Genomic DNA, 24,070 nt, shown 5'->3' with positions numbered 1-24,070 from the left:
AATGGCAAAGGTGTATGGTCGTGGTTACATGTTGAAGATGCAGCGATCGCCACAGTTGCAGCAGCAGAGCGAGGCAATCCTGGTATTTACCTGATTGCGGGCGATCGCCCCTTAGAAGTGCGCGAGTGGCTCCCGGCTTTTGCTCGTTGGCTCAATGCTCCACCGCCACCGCAGATATCGGTTGCAGATGCTCTGCAAATCGGTGGTGCAGATGCTGTCTACTACGGTACTCAGATGCGAGGCGCATCGAATGCCTTGGCAAAACGCGAATTAAATTTTCAGCCGCGACCTTTGGAATGGCTGGTGGGAAATGCTGTGCGAAGTGCAAGCTAACTCACAAATGATTTACGATCCTAAACTATGTCGCTGTCATAGAGTCGCTTCTAGCTCACAAAAATATCTGGATAAATATTCCGAATAGTAGTTAGAGATTAAATATATGCAATCTGTCGATGTCTATCGCCCTCTGGGAGCCGGAGAGCAAATTTTTTGGCTCCACGATCTAGCTCATCCTTTACATTTCGTCCTCACTGCCCAAATCAAAGGAAAATTCACGGTTGCTCAACTTCAGCAAGCACTTTACCTCGTACAGCAAAGGCATCCACTCCTGCGAGTTCGGATTGCTCTAGATGAATCAAACCACCCTTGGTTTGTCCAACACCCTGCTGACATTCCACTGCGGGTTGTGCAACGGCAATCCGAACAACACTGGCAGCGAGAAGTTGAGCAAGAAATCGCAACACCCTTTGTTTGGTCGCAAGCTCCGTTAGTGCGGGTTGTCTTGGTTTGCTCAAGCAATAATGTAGAATTATCAGAATTGATTGTGATATGTCATCACTCGATCGCAGATGGAATTTCTTTGACTTACTTAATTCGAGATATTTTGCAGGCGATTGCTACGCCCACTGCCTTTAAACAGTCTTTATTTGCTCCTCCGTCACTAGAGGACTTAATTATTGAGAAAGCTCCTGAAAGGGTTTCTTTGTTAAAGCCGCTCCCTAAGTTCATGAGCGATTCTTTCTTGCTTGAGCAACGTGCGAAGCAAAATAACCGTTCATTTGTCAGTTCTGGTTCCCTCTCACCCGAAACAACGCGGTTACTCATAGCTCGCTGTCGGCAAGAGCAGACGAGTGTTCATGCTGCGATTTGTGCCGCCTTTCTCTTAGCAGTCCGCCAGCAAAATCATTCACAACAGCCGCAGAACATCAATTGTTCATCACCAATTAATCTCAGACCCTACTTAACATCTGCAAACCAGGAAGATGTCAGTTTTTGTATAACTGCCGAACGGACATTTCACTTGTTAAGTTCTGATGCCAATTTCTGGGAAGTTGCCCGTTCTGTTAAACAGCAGCTCAAGCAAAGTATGACCTCTAACAAACTGTTTGAGAAGATTTGCCAACTTCAAGAATGGCTGTCTACCGATCCCAGTCCTGATGATGCTTTACAAGTTTTTAAAGACCAGTTGGACTATGATATAGCCGTTAGCAATCTCACGAGATTGACGATCGCGCAACAGTTTGGAGAGCTAGAACTTCAGGCAGTATATGGGCCTGTTGTCACAACAGGTGTGAAAAACGATCGCTTAGTTGGCGTGGCAACTTTGGGAGATCGACTATTCTTCACGCTCGTGTGTTCCGAACGGGTGATGCTGCGATCCCAGACGGAAACACTTCACAAGGAAGCTATACATTTACTGAATGAGGCGATCGCATCTAACTTTGTTGCATTCCATCGCCTGAAGTTTAGTTAAGCTAATCAGAATTGCATATTTGCGGTTGCGCTCCCACTGCCATCAATGAATGATATCTGTTGAAGTTTTCTACTCAGGAGAAATTAAGATGAAGATTGCTCAATATGGAACAGCGATCGCGGTTCTTCATGCGATCGCCAACGGAATGCATGGTTTAGCACATGTGGAAATCCCTGTTGGCTTATCTTTGCTTCAGAGTTCATTCGTGGTTATTGTAATTTTTCTGACTCCCATCATTGCAGCCTTTTTACTTTGGACGCAGTTCTACCGCCTTGGTAGCTGGCTATTGCTCTTTTCAATAGCAGGATCGCTCCTTTTTGGAATTTACAATCATTTGATCGTAATTAGTCCCGATCATCTTTCTCAAGTTTCTTGGCAAGGTTGGGGTCTGCTTTTCCAAATCACAGCCATCCTCATATTAATAGTAGATGGATTGGGATGTTGGATTGGTATACGGGCATTGAAAACAATCCAGCAACCAGAGGAGGTCTTATGAGTTAGTAACTATCATCATTCCCATAAATCGCAACACTTTGCATTTTTCTTTCTTTTGCCTTTTAACTTTTACCTTGTTTAGTAACCCTCATTCTCTCAGTCTTGAAACACTCACAATCAATAAGGAGAAAGAACCATGAGCCAATCTAATCTATCCACTGCTACCCAAGAAACGGCTACTGATACCATCCTGGACACTGCTGCCCAAGAAGCAGCTACCGATACCATCGTGGACATCGATCTCAAAGTTCAAGCCGAGAAAGGCCCAGACCTGCGAAAGGATCATCCTAAAGGTCACGGCTTGGTTTGGGGAGAGTTCAAAGTTGAGGACAATATTCCTGAATCGTTGAAGGTGGGTGTCTTTGCCCAGCCCAAGACTTACCCGATTTGGGTTAGACCCTCCAATGCTTCCCCAGCACACAAACGCGGTCAGCTAACATCGGATCTTGTACCCGATGTTCGGGCACTCGCCATCAAACTTCTACAGGTAGAGGGTGAAAAAGTGCTGGATGATGAGCAGGAAACCCAAGACTTTTTGCTGATTAATCATCCGGTGTTCTTTGTCCGCGATGCCCAAGGATTTGCCAATCTGACGAAGGCTGGCGTTGGTCAGGCAAATGAAGAAGAGTTGCGATCGCTACAACCCACGTTTGAAATTCTCAAAACGATTACCAGCAAACAAGTTGCAAATCCTCTGCTAATCCAGTATTGGAGTGCGACTCCCTTTCGGCTTGGCTCACTGGCGATCAAGTTTTCTGTCAAGCCTCATCAGCAAGATACACTAGGTGCAACCCCTACTTCAGATACTTACTTGCGTGAGGCAGTCGTCAAATACCTAACACAGGAGGGTAAGGATGCCGCCTTTAACTTCCTGGTGCAGCTTTATGTCAATGATGAGAAAACGCCGATTGAGAATCCGATGCAGGAGTGGAAAGAGGAAGACTCACCGTATATCAAACTGGCAACCATCAAAATTCCCGCTCAGAAATTTGACTTCGAGGAACGGAAGCGGTTGGATGAGGGATTATCATTCATGGCTTGGCACACCTTGCCCGAACACGAACCTCTGGGTAGCGTCAACTTAGCTCGCAAGAAGGTGTATCAGGAAATCGTTAAGGCTCGACGGAAGTACGCACAACACCGTATCCAAGAGCCACAAGCATACAGTTCAGTTTTAGACGATCCTCAATAACCATAACCATTGTAGGTTGGATTAAGCAAAGCGCAACCCAACAAGCCACGAAAATGTTGGGTTTCGTTCCTCAAACGCCACGTGCTTCAAGTCGGGGAACCCTTTCGGCAGTTCCTCTTGGGGGAAACCCCCAAGACCGGACTGCCGACGCTCCTACGTCGCTAACGCTGCGCTAACACCAACGCAGTGGCTCCCCAACCTACACATTTCAAAGTTTTTGGCACTAACCCAAGGGTATTGGGTTCTGTATGGGCAAGCACTGAAATCGATTCGACACTCAGAAGCGATTCCGGCAGATGGTGGCGTAGCACAGATTTGATGTGTTCCAAAAATCTATGACAGACAATAAAGCAGGAGAAAGAATCATGACTAACTATGATTACATTGTGATTGGTGCGGGTTCGGCAGGTTGCGTGGTTGCTAATCGTCTGACAGAAGACCCTGATACAAATGTGCTATTGCTAGAAGCGGGTAATCCCGATACGAAACCAGAGATTCACATCCCGTTAGACTGCACAACCCTACCGGGTACGGAGGTGGACTGGGGCTACTTCTCTGAGCCAGAACCGTATCTGGGCGATCGCAGAATCTTTTGTCCGCGTGGTAAAGTTCTGGGTGGCAGCAGTTCGATTAATTTCCTGGTGTATCTCCGGGGCAATGCTGCCGATTACGATCGCTGGCAAGAACTCGGAAATCCTGGTTGGAGTTATCAGGATGTCTTGCCTTATTTCAAGAAATCCGAACACTCCTCACGCGGATCTGATGCATATCACGGAGTTGACGGCGAGTTGAGCATCACTGATGTTGCTTCTCCTGCGCCCATCTCTCAACGCTTTGTAGACGCAGCCCTAGCACTCGGATATGACTACAACCCTGATTTCAACGGCAAGCAGCAGGAAGGAGCAGGCCCTATCCAGTTGACCGTCAAAGATGGCAAACGACACAGTGCTGCGGCTGCATTCTTAGTGCCGATTCTCGATCGCCCGAACTTAACGGTGCAAACAAGTGCGTTAGTAACACGTTTGTTGTTTGAGGGCACTCGCGCCGTTGGTGTGGAATATCTGCATGAGGGTATGTTTCATCAGGTTAGGGTCAACCAGGAAGTAATTTTAAGTGCAGGTTCGTTCGACTCGCCCAAGCTATTGATGCTTTCCGGCATTGGAGATAAAGCACAATTACAGGCAATGGGCATTCCAGTGGTCGCGGATTTGCCAGGTGTAGGTCAGAACCTACAAGACCACATTCTCATTCCAGTGCCCTACGAGGCAAATCAGGATTTACATACGGCAATCACCAGCAATGGCTGTGCTGAAGCTGGATTGTTTGTGCATAGCGAGATAAATCAGGGGATTGCACCAGATTTAGAATTAATCTTCGGCCCGATTATGTGGGCGCCTCCTGGCTATCTTAATTCTGGTGTCGGCTTTACGGGTCTGATCGCGTTGGTTCATCCTGAAAACATTGGTAGTGTCAGTTTGCGATCGTCCGATCCTAAAGATACCCCCGTGATTCGATTGAACTATCTACAAAGTCAATCCGATGTGCAGAAGTTTGTTGCTGGGATTAAACTAATGCGCCAATTGTTTCAAACTAGTGCTTTTGATGAATTTCGCGGTCGGGAAGTTGCTCCTGGCGCGGATGTGACTGAAGATACAGCCATTGAAGCTTACGTTCGAGAAAATTGCGGTACGGTGTTTCACCCGATCGGCACCTGCAAAATGGGTACTGATCCAATGGCGGTTGTAGACCCCGAACTACGGGTACATGGAATTGAAGGGTTGCGTGTCGTCGATGCATCGATTATGCCAACTCTCAACACAGGACATACGAACGCGCCCGCCATTATGATCGGTGAAAAAGCAACCGACTTAATTAAAGCAGCTCTTTGCGTTTCAAAGCAATCACAGAGAGCAATTGCCCAGTAACTCGCTCACCTTGGCGATCGCTTTATCGAAAACAAAATTGTTGACAAATCTTACTAACTATGCACTCAAGCATTCAGAATCATTGGCATTGGCGTGAATACTTTGCAGAATTCCTGGGAGCCACTTTCAATATTTTCATCGGCTTGAGTGCAATTGTCTTTAACTTTGGACACGGTTTGCCAATAGAACAGTTTGTGCCTGATTCAAGCATTCGGCGGTTGATTACGGGACTAATTTTTGCTGGAAGTGGAGCGATTGTAGCTGTTTCTCCAATCGGTAAACTGAGTGGTTCTCACATCAATCCTGCTGTCTCACTCGCATTTTGGATACATGGCAAAATGCACCTGAGAGATTTTGTTGGCTTTATGATTGGACAGTTTCTCGGAGCGATCGCTGCTGTGTTACTGCTCGTGACCCTGTGGGGAGATTATGCCAGAAGCGTTAGTAACGGCATGACGTTACCTGGATTGAATTATCCACTGTGGATTGTATTTTTATCAGAAATCACGATTACATTTTTGTTGGTGTTGACGATTTTTATCTTTGTCAGTCATCATCGGCTGATGCGCTGGACACCTTTGGTAGTTTGGCTGTTAATTGCCGGGATGGTGTGGCAAGAAGCTCCAATTTCGGGAACAAGTCTCAATCCGGCGCGGAGTTTTGCTCCGGCACTGGTAACAGGAAATTGGCATCATCAGTGGATTTATGGGATTGCTCCGCCAATGGGTGCGGCGATCGCGGTGGGGGCGTTTCGGCTGATTGCACTAGGCGAAAGGGATGTCCTAACGGGGAAGCTCTATCACGCTTTTGATTACCCCAGTATTTTCAAAAATGTCAAACTCCCTTATTTCCAGCATCACTCACACTCGAAAAAACGAGCCTAGATGGGTGTCGGCTTATACTAATTGTCTAGCTACTACCTTAGACTCTAGTAGTTCGCCAAGGAAACTTGGCTCTTTAAAGGGCAAGGGGTAAAGGGACTCATATGTTTACTCCTTTAACCTTTAACCTTTCCCCTTTTCCCAACCTCCACCTAACAATTTTGGGGTGGCAGACTACTAGTGCAGAACACACCTCTGGATTGACGCTTTTGGCAGAAGGATTATTGCAAGAATTTGCGATGTTTTTGAAAGTTTTTCTGGAAGGCATTGCAATTTTAACAGTTGCGATCGCTATCATTCTCACACTCCGAAAAATCTTGCGTTTTTGGAGACGCGATCGGGTTCTCCAAGAAACAATTCGTTTAGAACTTGGAGTGGTGTTAGCTTTAGCACTGGAATTTCTATTAGCTGCCGATATCGTCGGTACAGCTATTTCCCCCTCGTGGGATGCAGTGGCCAAACTTGCAGCGATTACTGGAATTCGTACCTTCCTCAACTTCTTTTTACAACGAGAAGTACGAGAATTACGAGAAACAGCCCGCCCTCTTGATAGCAACTGCAAACTTTGAGGAAAAATTCAGAACTCAGAATTCAGAATGAGGAATGCACTGTGAAAGTTTTGATTAGAGCGATAGTCAGTTTTTTCGTATTCGTTGTCGATGTCGTTTACGGAAATCGTTCCTACCCTCGGTTTTATGCACTGGAAACCATCGCCCGCGTTCCTTACTTTTCCTATCTATCGGTACTGCATCTTTACGAGACGCTGGGTTTTTGGCGCAGAACTGACTTATTGAAAGTTCACTTTGCTGAAACTTGGAACGAATTAGATCATCTATTGATTATGGAATCGTTGGGGGGCGTAGACGCGTAGCGGCTTGTCGTCAGACATCGCTATTGGATCGATCGCTTTATCGCTCAACAAGCAATTGTGATTGGTGCAAGCATGGGCGGACTGCTGGCAGCGAGGGTATTAGCAGATTATTACCAGCAGGTAATACCAGTTCCCGATTTATGAATGCCACAGTTAATTGATAACTGCATTAACCAAGTAATTATTTGTATAACAATCTTAACGCTAAAAAACATATACGAAAATTTGCTAAACTGTTGACTTTTGTAAAGGTTTTAGTAAATATTGCGTAAAGCTATTAGCTTGACACTGATTAACTAATACAGGTTTGCTTTAAACGTGAAATAACAGAATTAAAACACTGTTGAGTAAAAATACAAATATTGGTAGGACTGTACTGTATGGAAACTAGTAATATCGAGTCAGTAACTTTTCCTATAGAAGCCAAGGTAATATCTACCGAACCAGAAGTAACACTGAAGGCTGATTCAGTACTTAAAAGCAAATCAGACTTTAAGACTCAACAACAGAAACAAGAACGCCTAGCTGCTTTAGCACAAGACACACGATGTAGGCTTAAACGAAGTGCTATGGATATTTATTGCATCGGTCTTAACTTACTAGAAGCTCAAAATATTATAGAGCATGGCGAGTTTCTGCCTTGGTTACGACAAGAGTTTGGAATGGGTAAGACTTCAGCTTATGAGTTTATGAATATTGCTAAAGCATTTGAATCCAAATTTCCGATAATCGGAAATTTGATTAACAATATTACTCCTACTGCTCTCTGTAAGCTGGCAGCTCCTAGTACTTCGCAAGCAGCTAGAGATGAAGCAATAGATATTTTGGAGGCAGGAGAAGTAGTAGATGCAGATGTTGCTAAAAAACTCATCAACAAATACAAAACTCTTAAAAAAGCCAAAAAACAGCAACAAAAAGTATCTTCAACTAGCCAACAGAGCGATCTAAATAAAGTAGAGGTTAGTCAGATAGAACAAATCGCTAATGATTCTATACCACTTTTTTTTGCGCCTCAAAAAGATGAACTACAGAAATTGATAGTCGAGCGTGATACCTATAAAACTAAATTAGAAGTATTACAGATAACGAATGAGCAACTTCAGGCAGATATTACTAAACTTCGTTCTAAATTAAATTTATTACAAAATATTAATAAAACAAAGTAGTTTGATAAAACTTACCGTAACAGACTTAGTTTTAAAAATTATTTCATCGTTCGGTGATGCATTTTTTCTATACGTGTAAATTTTCATAACTGATTTAAGATTGCTATAACTTCGTTAACGCATTAACTAAGCGATCATAAGTTTGAAAGAAGAAAATGGACACAAATCCACATTAATACTACTCATGGCCAACTTTTCCCTTTAAGAGGATGTCTGAAAACTTTTTGGTGTTGTATTTGAGACTTGTAGATCCCCCTAAATCCCCCGATAAATTGGGGGACTTTGATTCCGGTTCCCCTCTTTTTAAGGGGAGCTAGGAAGGATCAAGTGAAATATTTAATACTTCTCAGACATCCTCTAAGCGGATTTCTCACAAGCGTTGTGTAGCTTGCCGCCGTAGGCATCCCTATTGCCAAAACCTTTATCTTGTATACAGGCATAAAGCTTGAGCAGTTTAGTTTTCCTTAATGTTATCTTTTGGACGTTTTTGCCAATTAAATTTGGACAAACTGTCCGAAATCTTTTTCAAGTCACACTTGCTCTCTACTGCTATTTTTTAGTTTGATTAAATTCACATCACTGCACCAATTTTTGATTTAAATATAGCTCGATTTTTAAACTTAAAAAGTCTTATTCTCTTCCTTATGGATGATTTTATAATCTACTTTTAGATAGTTTTTTTAATGTGATAAAAGCAAATATAGTCTTACTAAGAAAAGAAAGCACTTTTTTGCTTCGTCAGCATATAAGTATTAAGTAGTTTTCTTGAATAGTTCTTGGACTGTCATAAATTAAGTTGAGTATAATCAACAGTCCACCTGATTTAGTTATTAACAGCCATCTTAATTTCATTATTCAAATACGAATTTTGTTAAATTTTATTGATTTAGCTGATGAGTTTCTAGAATTAATTGAAACTTGAACATGAGAGCTTTCCAATCAAAATAGGGTTTTCTAGCTTTAAAAGTTATATTTATATAACTTTTAAAACAGCCTTTATAAAAAAGATTTGCCAGATTGTTGGAGATATTTAAATGATTAATAATCAGAATTCAACCTTTAATAGTTTTTATCCAGTTAATATTACTACTTTAGTAGATATTTTGTGTCACAGATCGCTACATCAGCCCGACCAAAAAGCTTTCATTTTTCTACAAGATGGAGAAATAGAATCAGACAGTTTGACATATAAACAGTTGGAGCAACAGGCACAAGCGATCGCCATCCAACTTCAAAGCCTAAATGCAACTGACTCCTGTGCTTTGCTAGTCTACCCACCTGGGTTGGAATTTATTGCTGCTTTTTTTGGATGTTTGTATGCACGAGTAGTGGCTGTTCCTGTTTATCCACCTAGACGGAATCAAAAAATATCTAGGCTACAAGCGATCATAGATGATTCTCAAGCGAAGATAATTCTCACAACAAAAGAACTATTAATCAACATAGAGAATCACTTTGCTGAACATGATCTAGCCTTGACAAGATTCAACTGCATAACAACAGATAATATTGCTACTAATCAGGTTAAAACTTGGTACAAACCAGCAATCAATAGTGAAACACTTGCTTTTCTCCAGTACACTTCTGGCTCTACAGGAATGCCAAAAGGGGTAATGGTAAGTCATAGGAATTTGTTACAAAATTCAGAATACATTAAGCAAGCTTTTGAATTAACACAAGACAGTGTTTCTGTCACTTGGCTACCCAGTTTTCACGATATGGGACTAATCGACGGAATTCTTCAACCTTTATATACGGGTTTTTTAGGTGTCTTAATGCCACCAACAGCTTTTGTACAACAACCTATTAGATGGTTAAAAGCGATTTCACACTATAAAGCAAACCATTCTGGTAGTCCTAATTTTGGCTACGAATTATGCGTAAAAAATACTACTCCAGAACAACAAAAAAATCTTGATTTAAGCAGATGGTGCAGTGCTTACAGTGGTGCAGAGCCAGTTCGTAAAGAAACTTTAGAGCGGTTTGCAGATACATTCCGTCCCTATGGTTTCAGTCTTAGCTCCTTTTATCCTTGTTACGGTATGGCTGAATCTACTCTGATGATTTCAGGTGGCACTGTCAAAAATGAGCCGATTTACTGCGCGGTTGAGGCAGACGCACTAGAACAGAATAGGGTAGTTAAGACTTCTTTTAACAAACAAAATACCAGACATTTAGTAGGATGTGGAGGTTCATGGTTAGATACAAAAATAGTAATTGCTGATCCTGAATCATTAACACAATGTCCTAGTAACCAAATAGGAGAAATTTGGGTATCAGGTTCGAGCGTCACTCAGGGTTATTGGAATCGACCTGAGCAAACACAACAAACATTTCAAGCTTATTTAGTAGATACTGGGGAAGGGCATTTTCTGCGGACAGGAGACTTAGGATTTTTGTTGGATGGTGAACTTTTTATCACAGGCCGATTGAAAGATTTAATTATTATTTTGGGACGTAATCATTATCCACAAGATATTGAACAAACTGTAGAACAGTGTCATCCAGCTTTGCGAGTAAATTGTGGGGCGGCATTTTCGGTAGATATCAATGGCGAAGAAAAGTTAGTAATTGCTCAAGAGATAGAGCGGACTTATCTGCGGAAGCTAAACGCTAGTGAAGTGATTGAGGCAATTCGTCAAGCAGTGGCACAGCAACACGATCTAGAAATTTATGCTGTGCTGTTACTTAAGACTGCCACCCTACCAAAAACTTCTAGTGGCAAGCTTCAACGCAGTGCTTGTCGGGCTGGATTTCTATCTGGAAGCCTAGATATAGTTGCAGATTGGTGTGCGAATCCTCAAAACAAAACAAAATTCCGAGATTTACAAACACAAGTAGAATCGCTATTGCAACAAGTACAAATAACGACACTGCCATTGAGTTTAGAAAGTAAAAATTCTCATCAAACAGCTATCCCAGAGAAATCTTTTAGTCAACAAGAGATTGCTGCTTGGTTAATTTCAAAAGTTGCCCAAGAACTGCAACTAGTTCCAGAAAATATAGATATTCGCCAACCGTTAGCTGATTATGGTTTGAGTTCTTTGAAAATTGTCAGGTTTTCTGGTGAATTACAGGAATTTATAGGACGACAGCTTTCTCCTGACATATTTTATGATTATCCCTCCATTGAAGCTCTATCCCAGTTTTTAGGAGCAAAAACTCCGATTGACCAGCGAGAAATACCAAATACTACCACTTTACGTCAAACACAAACTGAGGCGATCGCAATTATTGGTATTGGTTGCCGTTTTCCAGGAGCTAATGAACCAGAAAGTTTTTGGCAACTTCTACATGATGGGGTTGATGCTATCCAACAAGTACCTGCGTCACGTTGGAACATCGATGCCTTTTATCACCCTACGTCAACGTATCCTGGCAAGATGAACACTCGTTGGGGTGGTTTCCTTGAACAAGTGGATCGATTCGAGCCAGAATTTTTTGGAGTTTCTCCACGAGAAGCGGAGACAATGGATCCCCAACAACGACTTTTATTAGAAGTTAGCTGGGAAGCTTTAGAAAATGCTGGACAGATACCAGAGCAATTAGCAGGAAGTAAAACAGGGGTATTTATTGGCATCAGCAACTATGATTACTCACGGTTGTTGTCTGATCATGCTGCGAGTACGGATGCTTACTATGGTACTGGCAACGCTTTAAGTATCGCTGCTAACCGCTTGTCCTATCTGCTAGATTTGCAAGGGCCTAGCTGGGCCGTAGACACAGCCTGCTCTTCATCGTTAGTAGCAGTTCATCAAGCTTGCCAAAGTTTACGTCAAGAGGAATGCCAATTAGCCATAGCTGGCGGTGTAAATTTAATTTTGTCTCCCCAATTGACAATAACTTTCTCTCAAACACGAATGATGGCAGGTGATGGTCGCTGCAAAACATTTGATTCCAGTGCTGATGGTTATGTACGTGGTGAAGGTTGCGGAGTAGTAATTCTCAAGCGTCTTTCTGATGCGATCGCCAATGGAGACAATATCTTGGCATTGATCAAAGGCTCGGCCGTTAACCAAGATGGTCGCAGCAATGGACTTACAGCTCCTAATGGTCATGCACAGCAGGCAGTAATTTCTCAAGCTTTAGCAAACGCTAATGTCACACCAGCAGAGATTGATTATGTAGAAGCCCACGGCACCGGCACTTTATTGGGAGACACTATCGAACTCAATTCCCTTAAAGCAGTGCTGATACCAGGGCGATCGCCAGAGCAAAACTGTAGAATTGGCTCTGTTAAAACCAATATAGGTCATTTAGAAGCTGCTGCTGGCATTGCAGGTTTAATTAAAGTCGCGCTGTCGCTACATCATGGGGAAATTCCACCTCATTTGCATTTGCGAAACCTTAATCCGCATATTTCTTTAAAAGATATGCCGTTGTCCATCGCCACCGAACCTCAGCTGTGGCCTCGTGGTACGCAACGACGGCTAGCTGGTGTATCTTCATTCGGTTTCGGGGGTACCAATGCCCATGTAATATTGGAAGAAGCACCAGCATTGCCAGCTATCAAGACCGATATTGAGCGTCCAAAACACTTACTGACTCTCTCGGCCAAAAATCAGCAAGCTTTAAGAGAATTAGCACAAAATTACGCAGTTTATCTCAGTAACAATCCTGGCGCATCACTGGCAGATATTTGTTTTACTGCGAATACTGGGCGATCGCATTTTGACCATCGGCTAGCTACCATCGCCCAAACTAAAGAACAGTTACATCAAGCGCTAAGTGCTTTCACTGCCGAGGAGCAAACTGTTGACTTAAACAGCAAACATATAAATAGCAATAAGCAACCTAAAATTGTCTTCTTATTTACCGGTCAGGGTTCCCAATATATAGATATGGGAAGGCAACTTTATGAAACTCAGCCGACCTTCCGTGCTTGCCTTGATCGTTGCAACGAGATTTTACTTCCTTACCTAGAACAACCTCTACTTTCAGTCCTCTATCCTGAAAGTGCGTTAGCGAAGCTCACCGAAGATATCGCTTCCCCCCTAGATCAAACTGCCTATACCCAACCAGCTTTATTTGCTTTGGAATATGCCTTAGCAAAATTATGGCAGTCCTGGGGTATCGAACCAGCAGCAGTAATGGGTCATAGTATAGGCGAATATGTTGCTGCTTGCGTCGCTGGGGTGTTCAGTCTTGAAGATGGGCTGAAGTTGATTAGCGAACGGGCGCGCTTAATGCAAGCACTGCCGCCTTTAGGCGAGATGGTAGCCGTGTTTGGCACTGAAGCGGAAGTCACAGCAGCTATTCAATTTTATCCTCATGAAGTATCAATTGCTGCCATTAACGCTCCTGAGAATATCGTGATTTCTGGTATGTATGAGGCAGTTGAAGCAGTCATTTTCACCTTAGAATCACAAGGGATAGAAACTAGGCGGTTAAACGTTTCCCACGCCTTTCACTCCTCCTTAATGGAGCCAATGCTGGACGTATTTGAACAACAAGCCAGCCAAATTAAATTTCAGTCTCCACGCATACCAATAGTTTCCAATTTAACAGGTAAGTTTTTGTTGCCAGAAGATATTCCTGATGCCAACTATTGGCGACGCCACACTCGCAACCCAGTGAGATTTATGGCAGGGATAAATACCTTATTGGCACAAAGCTACGAAATATTTTTAGAAATTGGGCCAAAGCCCATTCTGTCAATTCTGAGCAAACGTTGTCAGCAGCAAGAAAATGCTGTTTGGCTACCATCTTTAGCTGCTGGAAAAAATGATTGGCAAATATTGCTGGAAAGTTTATCAACCCTATATCTGGAAGGAGTAAAGATTAATTGGTCAGGATTCGAGCAAGATTACTCACGCAGTCTGCTTTCGTTACCTACTTATCCCTTCCAAAGAAAACGTTATTGGTTTGAAGCACAAGACGTAATGAATACACAAATTACTACTAACGGATTTAAATCCCCAGTTGCTGTACCTGCCAAATCAGAGCAGAGGCAAACAACACTGCAAACATTACGCTCTCTTGTAGCGAAATTACTGAAATCAGAGCCATCAAACATCAATGTTCAAGCTCCTTTTTTAGAAATGGGTGCTGATTCTATTGTTCTAGTTGATGCTGTACGAACGATTGAAAATACTTATGGAATTAAGATTTCCATTCGCCAGTTATTTGAAGAATTGACAACGCTTGATGCACTGGCAAGGTATGTAGAAGAGAATACCAAATCCGAATCTGTGGCAGCAGAAGATGTACAGGAAGAATTGCGATCGCCAGAGACAAAAACACCACCTAAAACTGTGGTAGAAGAAATTATTCAGCAACAACTTTCTCTGATGTCTCAGCAATTGCAAGTTTTGCAAGGCGGTGGTTTGTCAGCAGCAAATTTTGTTCCCTCTAACAATGGACATTCAAAATCTGCATCCCAAACAACACCCATAATTTCCAAACAGGCGGCAAAAACAACGCCTGCATCAGCGCCAAGTAAATCATCTTCCCCCCTTCCTCCCTGGCGAGTTGCAGAGATTCGTGCCAGAGGGTTGAATCCCCAACAACAACGTCACTTGGAAGACCTGATCGATTGTTACACTAAACGCACTCCTACATCCAAGCAACTGGCACAAAGCTATCGTCCAGTTTTAGCAGATAACAGAGCTTCAGCTGGTTTTCGGTTCTCCACAAAGGAAATGCTCTATCCGATAGTTGGCGATCGCTCCAGTGGTTCTAGAATTTGGGATGTAGACGGCAACGAATACATAGACATCACTATGGGATTCGGCGTAAACCTTTTCGGACACCATCCCGACTTTATCGCCGCAGCATTAGAAGTACAAATCAAACAAGGCATCCAAATTGGCCCCCAAACTAGGCTAGCTGGAGAAGTGGCGCACTTAATCTGCGAACTTACAGGGTTGGAACGAGTCAATTTCAGTAACTCTGGTACTGAAGCTGTAATGACAGCATTGCGGCTCGCACGGACAGCCACCGGACGCACCAAAATTGCAATGTTTGCTGGTTCATATCACGGTCATTTTGATGGTGTTTTGGGCATAGCTCAGGCAGACGAGAATCCAAATGCCATACCCATTGCCCCAGGAATTACACCGAAAACGGTAGAAGATATCCTAATCCTAGAGTATGGCAATCCGCAATCTCTAGAAATTATCCAAGCCCATGCACAGGAATTAGCAGCTGTTTTAGTTGAGCCTGTGCAAAGCCGCAGACCAGATTTACAACCTCAAGAGTTTCTTCATCAACTCAGACGATTAACCCGCGAAACTGGAATCGTATTGATATTTGACGAAATGATTACTGGGTTTCGGATTCATCCTGGTGGAGCGCAAGCATGGTTTGGGATTGATGCAGATATTGCTACTTATGGCAAAATCGTCGGTGGCGGAATGCCCATTGGGGTAGTTGCAGGTAAAGCTGTCTACATGGATGGAATTGACGGCGGGATGTGGAACTATGGGGATGCGTCTTATCCTCAAGCAGACACAACATTTTTTGCAGGCACGTTCTGCAAACATCCTCTGGCGATGGCTACCGCCCGCGCTGTACTTACACACATCAAGCAATGCGGTGCGGTTGTGCAACAACAGTTGAATCAGCGAACAGATCAGTTAGCTAGAAAATTAAATGCTTACTTTGAAGCTGAAAATCTCCCCATTCGCATCATCAACTTTGGTTCATTGTTCCGGTTTTCCTTCTTAGAAAATGCAGATTTACTGTTTTATCACTTGATGAACAAGGGAATTTATATTTGGGAAGGACGCAACTGTTTCCTGTCTACAGCTCATACAGACGAAGATATTAATTACTTGATTCAGGCGGTCAAAGAAAGTGTTGAGGAACTAAGAAGTGGTAGTTTTTTCCCAGACAAACCTGCAAAATCATCCTCCAAGGTTAGCAATGACACTAAAGCTGTTAGCCAGGATGTAAAGATAGTTCCCCTAACCGAAGCACAAAAGCAACTCTGGATTTTGGCACAGATAGGTGAAGATAGCTCACTCGCCTACAATGTCACGTTGAGCGTGCAATTAAAAGGTGTATTCCACTTGGAAGTCATGCGTCAAGCGGTGCAAAAACTAGTTGACCGCCATGAGGCGCTGCGTACAACTATTAGCACCAAGGGTGATTTGCAACAGATATTGCCATCACTGAAAACAGACGTTTCTTTAATTGACTTCTCTAATTTTGATAAGAATGAGTTACGAATAGCTGAGTGGTTCCAAAATGAAAGTTTGACAGCTTTTGACCTCAGTAACGGCCCTCTATTCCGCGTTCATATTTTAAAGCTACAAGAGCAGCTACATCTTTTGGTAATGACGGCGCATCACATTATCGTTGATGGTTGGTCAATGGATGTAATTCTGAAAGACTTAGCTGTTTTTTATCGCAGTGAGGATTGCCAACTCCGATCACCTATGCAATTCCAAGAATATGTGAAGTGGCAAGAACAGCAGGTTCATAGTGAAGAAATGGCTGTTCATGAATCCTATTGGTTAGAGAAATTTGCTAGTTCTATTCCAGTTTTAGACTTACCAACTGACCGTCCTCGTCCTCCAGTTAAGACATATCAAGGTAATAGACAAACAATTCAGTTAGATGCCAATCTTTATCGCCAGATCAAGCAGTTGAGCATAAGTAAGGGATGTACTCTATTTATGACGCTGTTGGCTGCCTACACAGTTTTACTACATCGGCTGACAGGACATGACGACATTGTAGTTGGTATTCCTGTGGCTGGGCGATCGCTACAGGGTAGTGAAAGACTGGTTGGTTACTGTACTCACCTCTTACCTTTAAGAAGTGGCATTAATAAAGATGCAACATTCATTGAGCATTTAGTTAACTCTAGGAGTGTTTTATTATCTGCTTATGAGCATCAAGATTATCCCTTCGCCCTGTTAATAAACAAACTGAAAAGAGACCGAGATGCTAGTCAATTTTCTATCGTCAACACAACATTTAATTTAGATCGTCCTGCAACATTGACAAGTTTATTTGATCTAGAGCCTAGCTTGTTTGATCACCCAATTAGTTTTACTGGTTCCGATCTCAGCTTTGATGTAATTGAGACTAACGGCTGTTTAGAGGTGAGATGTGATTACAACTTGGATCTATTCAATGCCACTACAATTGAGCGTCTGCTAGCAAATTTCCAAACTCTGTTGACAAGTATTGTTATCAATCCAGAGCAGAGGATCTCAGAATTGCCATTGCTGTCATCTCTTGAGCGACACAAACTGCTAATAGAGTGGAATCAGACCCAAAAGCCCTATAGCCAAGACAAGCTCATCCATGAGTTATTTGAAGCCCAAGTGGAACTGACTCCAGAGGCGCTAGCAGTTGTCTTCGAGGAACAGCAACTTACTTATCAAGCTTTGAACGAACAAGCTAACCAAGTTGCTCAGATTTTAATTAGTAAGGGTATTGGGCTAGGATCTTACGTGCCAGTTTTGATGGACAGAAGCATTGGACTAGTTGTGGCAATGCTCGCTGTAATGAAAACTGGGGCTGCTTTCTCACCATTGGATATTAATTGGCCAATAGAAAGACTCAAACAAACACTGGAAGATTTGAATTGTCAAGTTGTTTTAGTCAACGAGACGACACCTTACCAAGAAGAAGCATTGGCTTGGCCTTGTCTATTTGTGAATGGACTAGCATCGCATAAATCCACACCCAATCCCAATATTCGCATTGACCCTAGTAATCCCATCTATGTCATCTACACATCTGGTTCAACAGGTAAACCAAAAGGTGCTGTTGTGCCTCATCGGGGAATTATTAATCGCTTCTTGTGGATGAATGACTTTTTTGGTTGTGAATCAGCGATCGCAGCTTTGCAAACCACCCATCATACTTACGATAGTGCAGTTTGGCAGTTGTTCTGGCCGTTAATTAACGGTGGAAAAACCGTTCTTCCCTCCCCGAATATGGGAATCACAGCAGATAATTTAACTGCATTAATCGAAAAACATGGAGTCACAATTACAGACTTTGTTCCTTCCGTATTCAATACCTTGCTTCCACAACTTGTTGCTGAAAATCAAGTGCGACAAAAATTAAGTTCTTTGCGGACTGTGATTCTTGGTGGCGAAGAAATTACGCCAGAAACCACCCACACTTTTCGCCAGCATTTTCCTACAGTACAGGTGGTGAATTTATATGGCCCCACAGAAGCCTCCATTGGCTGCATTTGCTACCAAGTTACAGGTAAAGAAGGTAACAAAATTCCTATCGGCAAAGCGATCGCTAATGTCCATGTTCTCATCCTTGATGCTCAAAGAAATCTCGTACCCATTGGCGTACCAGGCGAAATTTACCTCTCAGGAATTTGTCTAGGGCTAGGATATCTCAACGATGAGTTAAAAACCCAAGCAGTTTTTGTGGACAATCCATTTCCAGAAATTGCCTATGACAAGCTCTATAAAACTGGGGATTTAGCTCGTTATTTACCTGATGGCAACATTGAATTTTTGGGACGGATAGATCATCAAATCAAAATTCGTGGGTTCCGCATCGAGCTAGGAGAAATTGAGGTGACGCTGATACAACATCCTGGGGTGCAGGAAACTGTCGTCACCGCTCAACAAGACCACCTGGGCAACAAACGCCTTGTCGCCTATGTCGTGCCAACTCAACAAATCACCTCTAGCAATGAACTACGCGCCTATCTGAAAACCAAACTGCCGGAGTACATGGTGCCGTCTGTCTTTGTCATGCTGGAAGCTATTCCCTTAATGGCCAGTGGTAAGGTGAACCGTCAGGCTTTGCCAATCCCCAATTTTTCCCAAAGAGAACTAGAAACCAGTGTTGTTCTGCCTCGCAATTCCATTGAAAATACATTAGTCAATCTTTGGAAAGAAGTTTTGGAAGTGGAACAAGTCGGCATCCATGATAACTTTTTTGAGTTAGGCGGAGATTCCATTCTCAGCATTCAAATTGTTGCCAGAGCCAATCAACTAGGTTTGCATTTGACTCCCAAACAGGTGTTTCAGCAACAGACCATAGCTGAGTTAGCTACTGTAGTCAGTACAAGTACCGCTATTCAAGCCGAACAAGGTTTAGTTACTGGTTCTGTACCCCTGACACCCATTCAACACAGATTCTTTGAGCAGAATCTATCTGAAGCACACTACTACAATCAATCGGTTCTCCTGGAGGTATTACCAAACATCCAGACAGATATACTCAAGCAAGTTGTGCAGCAATTGCTGATACATCACGATGGACTACGCTTGCGGTATACGGTTTCAGAGTCAGGCTGGCAGCAAATCAATACTCTCCTTAACCAGACAATACCTTTCACTGTTATAGATTTATCAGCAGTCGCAGCAGACCAACAGTTCTCAGTTCTTGAATCTACTGCAAACGTTCTCCAAGCTAGTTTGAACTTATCAAAAGGCCCAATTATTCAGGTAGCTCTGTTTCATTTTGGCATTAACAAACCAAGCCGATTGTTAATAGTGATTCATCATTTAGCCGTAGATGCAGTTTCATGGCGGATTTTATTAGAGGATTTTGCTAGAGCTTACCAACAACTCAGTCGAGGAGAAGCGGTTCAACTACCACCGAAAACAACAGCCTTCAGAGATTGGGCTAAACAATTAGTGGAGTATGGGCAATCTGAAGCTTTGGCTACTGAGTTAGATTACTGGCTGGAAGAATCTCGTTTGAATATTGCACCCTTGCCAGTAGACTATTCATCTGACAAACAGTCCAATACAGTTGGTTCAATAGATCAAGTTGCAATTGCTTTGAGTGTGGAACAGACCCAAGCTTTATTGCAAGAAGTACCCCAAGCTTACAACACGCAAATTAATGATATACTTTTGACTGCACTGTTGCAGAGCTTCGCCCAATGGACTGGTAAACGTTCTTTACTAGTCGATTTAGAAGGTCATGGACGGGAAGAACTATTTGAGAATGTTGATTTGTCTCGCACAGTCGGGTGGTTTACGACTCTATTTCCCGTTCTTCTAGAACTTGAAACAAGCGATCGCCCTGGAGAAACTTTAAAGTTAGTTAAAGAACAACTACGTCGTCTGCCAAATCGGGGCATCGGCTACGGAATTCTACGATACTTGAGCCAAGATGTAGTTACCCGCTCAAAACTCAAGTATTTTCCCCAAGCAGAAATCAGTTTTAACTATCTTGGACAGTTAGACCGGGGACTGTGGGAATCTCCACTGTTGGGGTTTGCTAAAGAAGCTAGTGGAGCAACTAATAGCCTCCTTGCCAAACGCGCTCATCTATTGGAAGTAGACGGCTTCATCACTTCAGAACGGCTGCAAGTGAATTGGACGTATAGCCAAAATATCCATAAACGAGAAACAGTTGAGCGTCTATCACAGGGATTTAAGACAGCTTTAGTATCTTTGATTACTCACTGCCAGTCTTCACAAACAAAGGGATACACTCCCTCTGATTTTGCCGGAGCCAGAATAGACCAAAAACAGCTCGATGCTTTCCTTGGAAAAATTAGACAAAATGGTAAAAGATAATTCCGTGGACGAGATTATAGATATATACGAGTTATCACCCATGCAGCAGGGTATGCTTTTTCACACCCTGTATGCTCCTAACTCAGGTGTTTACTTTGAGCAACTAATCTGTACCCTTGATGGCGATCTCCAGGTTTTGGCATTCCAGCAAGCTTGGGAGCAGGTTGTAGCTAGGCATCCGGTTTTACGGACTTCTTTTCACTGGGATGAGTTGGATAAACCTTTACAAGTTGTGCATAGCAAGGTGGATGTGCCTTGGGAACAGCAAAATTGGCTGGGGTTAACCTCAGAGGAGCAAGAAAAGCGATTAGAAGCTTTTTTAGAAAGCGATCGCCAGCTCGGTTTCGATCTCAAGCAAGCACCACTGATGCGCTTTACCTTGATTCAAGTTGCAAAAACTACTTGGCAATTCATCTGGAGCAATCATCACTTACTTCTCGATGGCTGGTGTCTGTCGATTATCTTTAAAGAAGTTTTTGCTTTCTATGAAGCCTTTAGCCAAGGTAAAGACATCTATTTAGATATCACTTCGCGTCCTTATCGAGATTATATTGCTTGGTTACAGGAAAAAAATCTTAATGAAGCCGAAACTTTCTGGCAACAAAGTCTGCGGGGGTTTAGTGTACCTACTCCTTTATTTGGCACCAAGTCCTCTAAGGGAATCTCTAGTGAGGAGCAAAAATATGATCAGCAGCACCTCTGGGTTTCAGAAACTTTGTCAAGCGCACTACAAACTCTTGCTCGCCAATATCATCTAACGATCGCTACTCTCATACAGGGAGTTTGGGCGCTGTTGTTAAGTTATTACAGTGGTGAATCGGATGTGATTTTTGGGGTTACGGTTTCTGGGCGTCCAGCAACCTTACCAGGAGTTGAGTCAATGGTCGGGCTATTCATCAATACCCTACCAGCGCGAGTGCAAGTTGCAAAGGATCTCTCCTTATTGGCATGGCTACAGCAACTACAGGCTCAACAGGTAGAGCGCGAGCAGTACTCTTATACCCCACTCATCGATATTCAAGGATGGAGTGATGTACCACGAGGCATGACTTTATTTGAGAGTATTGTTGTAGTTGAAAACTACCCGCTCAAAGTTGGTTTACAAGAGCGGTTTGGTGGTTTAAGCATTGAAAATGTTCGCAGTTTTGAACGTACAAACTATCCTCTGACTCTAGAAGCAATGCCAGGTGAGAAGTTATTCTTGGGCATTGACTACGACAGCAAACGCTTTGATGCCGCCACAATTGACAGAATACTTGTGCATTTCCAGACTTTATTGGAAAACATTGTTAATCATCCAGAACAACGGATTTCAGATTTATCCCCACTGACGGTTGCTGAACGACACGAGTTGCTGGTAGAATGGAATAATACTCAAAAAAAATATTCTCAAGATAAATGTATTCACGAGCTGTTTGAAGCTCAAGTAGAGCGAACACCGGATGCAGTGGCGGTGGTCTTTGAGGAGCAGCAGCTAACCTATCGAGAATTGAATGCCCAAGCAAATCAACTAGCACATCACTTGCAAGCCTTGGGAGTAAGACCAGAAGTTTTAGTGGGCATTTGTATAGAGCGATCGCCCTTGATGCTGGTGGGGTTGCTGGGTATTCTCAAAGCTGGCGGCGCTTATTTACCTTTAGATCCAGCTTATCCCGAAGAGCGGTTGGCTTTCATGCTCAAGGATAGTCAGGTGGCGCTGCTTTTGACGCATAAGCCACTAGTGAAGAGTCTTTTTCAGCATCAGGTGCAAGTGATCTGTCTGGATAGCGACTGGGAAACAATTGCCACAGAGAGTGTAGAAAAGCCTCCTAGCGTGGTGACACCGGAAAACTTAGCCTATGTGATATACACATCTGGGTCTACAGGAAAACCAAAAGGTGTAATGATTGAACACAAATCTTTAGTGAATTACACCCAGACCACAAATGTTAAATATGCATTTCAGCCATGCGATCGCATCTTGCAGTTTTCCTCAATTAGTTGGGATACGAGTGCAGAAGATATATATCCTTGTCTGAGCGCAGGGGCAACGCTTGTATTGCGTACACCTTCGATGCTCGATTCTGTCTCGACGTTTTTGCAAAAGTGCCAAGATTGGTCGCTAACTGTAGTAAATCTACCAACGGCATACTGGCATGAATTGACAGCACACCTTGCTTTGACTAAAGCATCAGTCTTTCCTAAATCTTTACGTTTAGTAATTATTGGTGGAGAAGGGGTGCTTCAAGAGCGGTTAATCATATGGCACAAATATGTAAGCCCAAACGTGCGGTTGGTGAATACTTACGGTTCAACAGAAACGACAGCAGTAACAACAACATACGAGTTATCGCCATCAGCCCAAGTGGATACGGCATCACAAGAGGTAGCAATTGGACGCCCTATTCATAATGTCCAAGCCTATGTCCTAAATCAATACCTACAGCCATTACCTATCGGGGTTCCGGGTGAACTGCACATCAGTGGTGCTGGTCTTGCTAGAAGCTACCTGAACCATTCAGACTTGACTAGTGAAAAATTTATACCCAATCCCTTTAGCCATGATTCAGGAAGCCGTCTCTACAAAACTGGAGATTTAGTTCGTTATCGACTTGACGGCAACATTGAATTTATCGGTCGGATTGATCATCAGGTAAAAATTCGTGGCTTCCGCATCGAACTAGAAGAAATTGAAGCCATACTAGCCCAACACCCAGAGGTGCGCGAGTCTGCGGTGGTTGTTTGCGAAGACAAACTAGGTAATAAGCGTCTTATTGCCTATGTAGTTCCCAACCAAGAAAAATTTAGCACCATTGAGGTTCGCCATTTTATTAAACAGAAACTACCTGATTACATGTTGCCAGCAGCTTTTGTGATGCTAGAGGTTTTGCCCTTGACACCCAGTGGCAAAATAGATCGCAAGGCTCTACTTATACCAGAGGTACTCGAAAACAATTTAGAACAAGAGTATATTATGCCTCGAACTCCTGAGGAAGAAGTTTTAGCTCAAATATGGGCGGAGGTTCTTGGTCTTGAGCGTGTAGGAATTTATGATAACTTCTTTGAACTGGGTGGTCACTCTCTGTTAGCAACACAATTAATATCTCGCCTCCAGCAAACCTTCGGAGTAAATCTCCCGATCCGCAGCTTGTTTGAAACTCCTAATGTTAATGGCTTAGTAAAAGCTTTGATCGAGCATGAAACTGAACCGGGAAAGGTGGCAACCACAGCTCGTTTGCGACAAAAACTTAATCAGATGTCCGATGAGGAAATCCAAGTTATGCTCCAGACAACATTAAGGTCAACAATTTAGTATGAGTATTTTGCTCGGATTAGCAATT

At 43.0% G+C, this 24,070-nt stretch carries 11 protein-coding genes and 1 pseudogene; 11 read left to right on the top strand and 1 reads right to left on the bottom strand.

Translation table 11 applies throughout. From position 1 onward, the window contains the following. From RMX98_RS29155 to RMX98_RS29140, 4 genes and pseudogenes are all read left to right on the top strand, one after another. Positions 1-333, top strand: a pseudogene (locus RMX98_RS29155) (NAD(P)-dependent oxidoreductase); the annotation flags it as partial. A gap of 106 nt (positions 334-439) precedes the next feature. Beyond that, positions 440-1,753, top strand: coding sequence for a phthiocerol/phthiodiolone dimycocerosyl transferase family protein (locus tag RMX98_RS29150; protein WP_409881722.1), 1,314 nt, complete (start codon positions 440-442; stop codon positions 1,751-1,753). Positions 1,754-1,841: 88 nt separating this feature from the next. Beyond that, complete coding sequence (locus RMX98_RS29145; protein ID WP_409881720.1) at positions 1,842-2,249, top strand: hypothetical protein; 408 nt, start codon at positions 1,842-1,844, stop codon at positions 2,247-2,249. A 135-nt stretch (positions 2,250-2,384) separates the two neighbouring features. Continuing rightward, complete coding sequence (locus RMX98_RS29140; protein ID WP_409881719.1) at positions 2,385-3,440, top strand: catalase family protein; 1,056 nt, start codon at positions 2,385-2,387, stop codon at positions 3,438-3,440. Between the two features lie 161 nt (positions 3,441-3,601). On the opposite strand, the gene RMX98_RS29135 is transcribed toward RMX98_RS29140, so the two are convergent. Beyond that, positions 3,602-3,769, bottom strand: coding sequence for a hypothetical protein (locus RMX98_RS29135; RefSeq protein ID WP_409881718.1), 168 nt, complete (start codon positions 3,767-3,769; stop codon positions 3,602-3,604). Between the two features lie 36 nt (positions 3,770-3,805). Here RMX98_RS29135 and RMX98_RS29130 point away from each other — a divergent pair, with 36 nt between their 5' ends. From RMX98_RS29130 to RMX98_RS29100, 7 genes are all read left to right on the top strand, one after another. Next, positions 3,806-5,365, top strand: a complete 1,560-nt coding sequence (locus tag RMX98_RS29130; protein ID WP_409881717.1) for a GMC family oxidoreductase — start codon at positions 3,806-3,808, stop codon at positions 5,363-5,365. A 59-nt stretch (positions 5,366-5,424) separates the two neighbouring features. Continuing rightward, entirely contained in the window at positions 5,425-6,249 is an 825-nt protein-coding gene (locus RMX98_RS29125; protein ID WP_409881716.1) for an MIP/aquaporin family protein, read from the top strand. Positions 6,250-6,350: 101 nt separating this feature from the next. Beyond that, positions 6,351-6,815 (top strand): DUF1622 domain-containing protein, encoded by a 465-nt coding sequence (locus RMX98_RS29120; protein ID WP_409881714.1) that lies wholly within the window; start codon positions 6,351-6,353, stop codon positions 6,813-6,815. Continuing rightward, positions 6,812-7,117, top strand: a complete 306-nt coding sequence (locus tag RMX98_RS29115; RefSeq protein WP_409881713.1) for an alternative oxidase — start codon at positions 6,812-6,814, stop codon at positions 7,115-7,117. The genes RMX98_RS29120 and RMX98_RS29115 overlap by 4 nt, the downstream gene beginning before the upstream one ends. Before the next feature lie 380 nt (positions 7,118-7,497). Next, positions 7,498-8,283, top strand: a complete 786-nt coding sequence (locus tag RMX98_RS29110; RefSeq protein WP_409881712.1) for a DUF3102 domain-containing protein — start codon at positions 7,498-7,500, stop codon at positions 8,281-8,283. 1,034 nt (positions 8,284-9,317) lie between these two features. Next, positions 9,318-20,750 carry a non-ribosomal peptide synthetase/type I polyketide synthase gene (locus tag RMX98_RS29105; RefSeq protein WP_322682120.1) on the top strand — a complete coding sequence of 3,811 codons (11,433 nt, stop codon included), beginning with the start codon at positions 9,318-9,320 and terminating at the stop codon, positions 20,748-20,750. Then, positions 20,737-24,042 carry an amino acid adenylation domain-containing protein gene (locus tag RMX98_RS29100; protein WP_322682119.1) on the top strand — a complete coding sequence of 1,102 codons (3,306 nt, stop codon included), beginning with the start codon at positions 20,737-20,739 and terminating at the stop codon, positions 24,040-24,042. Before RMX98_RS29105 ends, RMX98_RS29100 begins: the two co-directional genes overlap by 14 nt. Positions 24,043-24,070: the final 28 nt, after the last annotated feature.

The sequence above is a fragment of the Nostoc sp. DedQUE02 genome (assembly GCF_034531035.1).
Lineage (GTDB): Bacteria > Cyanobacteriota > Cyanobacteriia > Cyanobacteriales > Nostocaceae > Nostoc.
The sequence above is the reverse complement of the archived record's forward strand: the minus strand, read 5'-3'. Positions and strand labels throughout refer to the sequence as shown.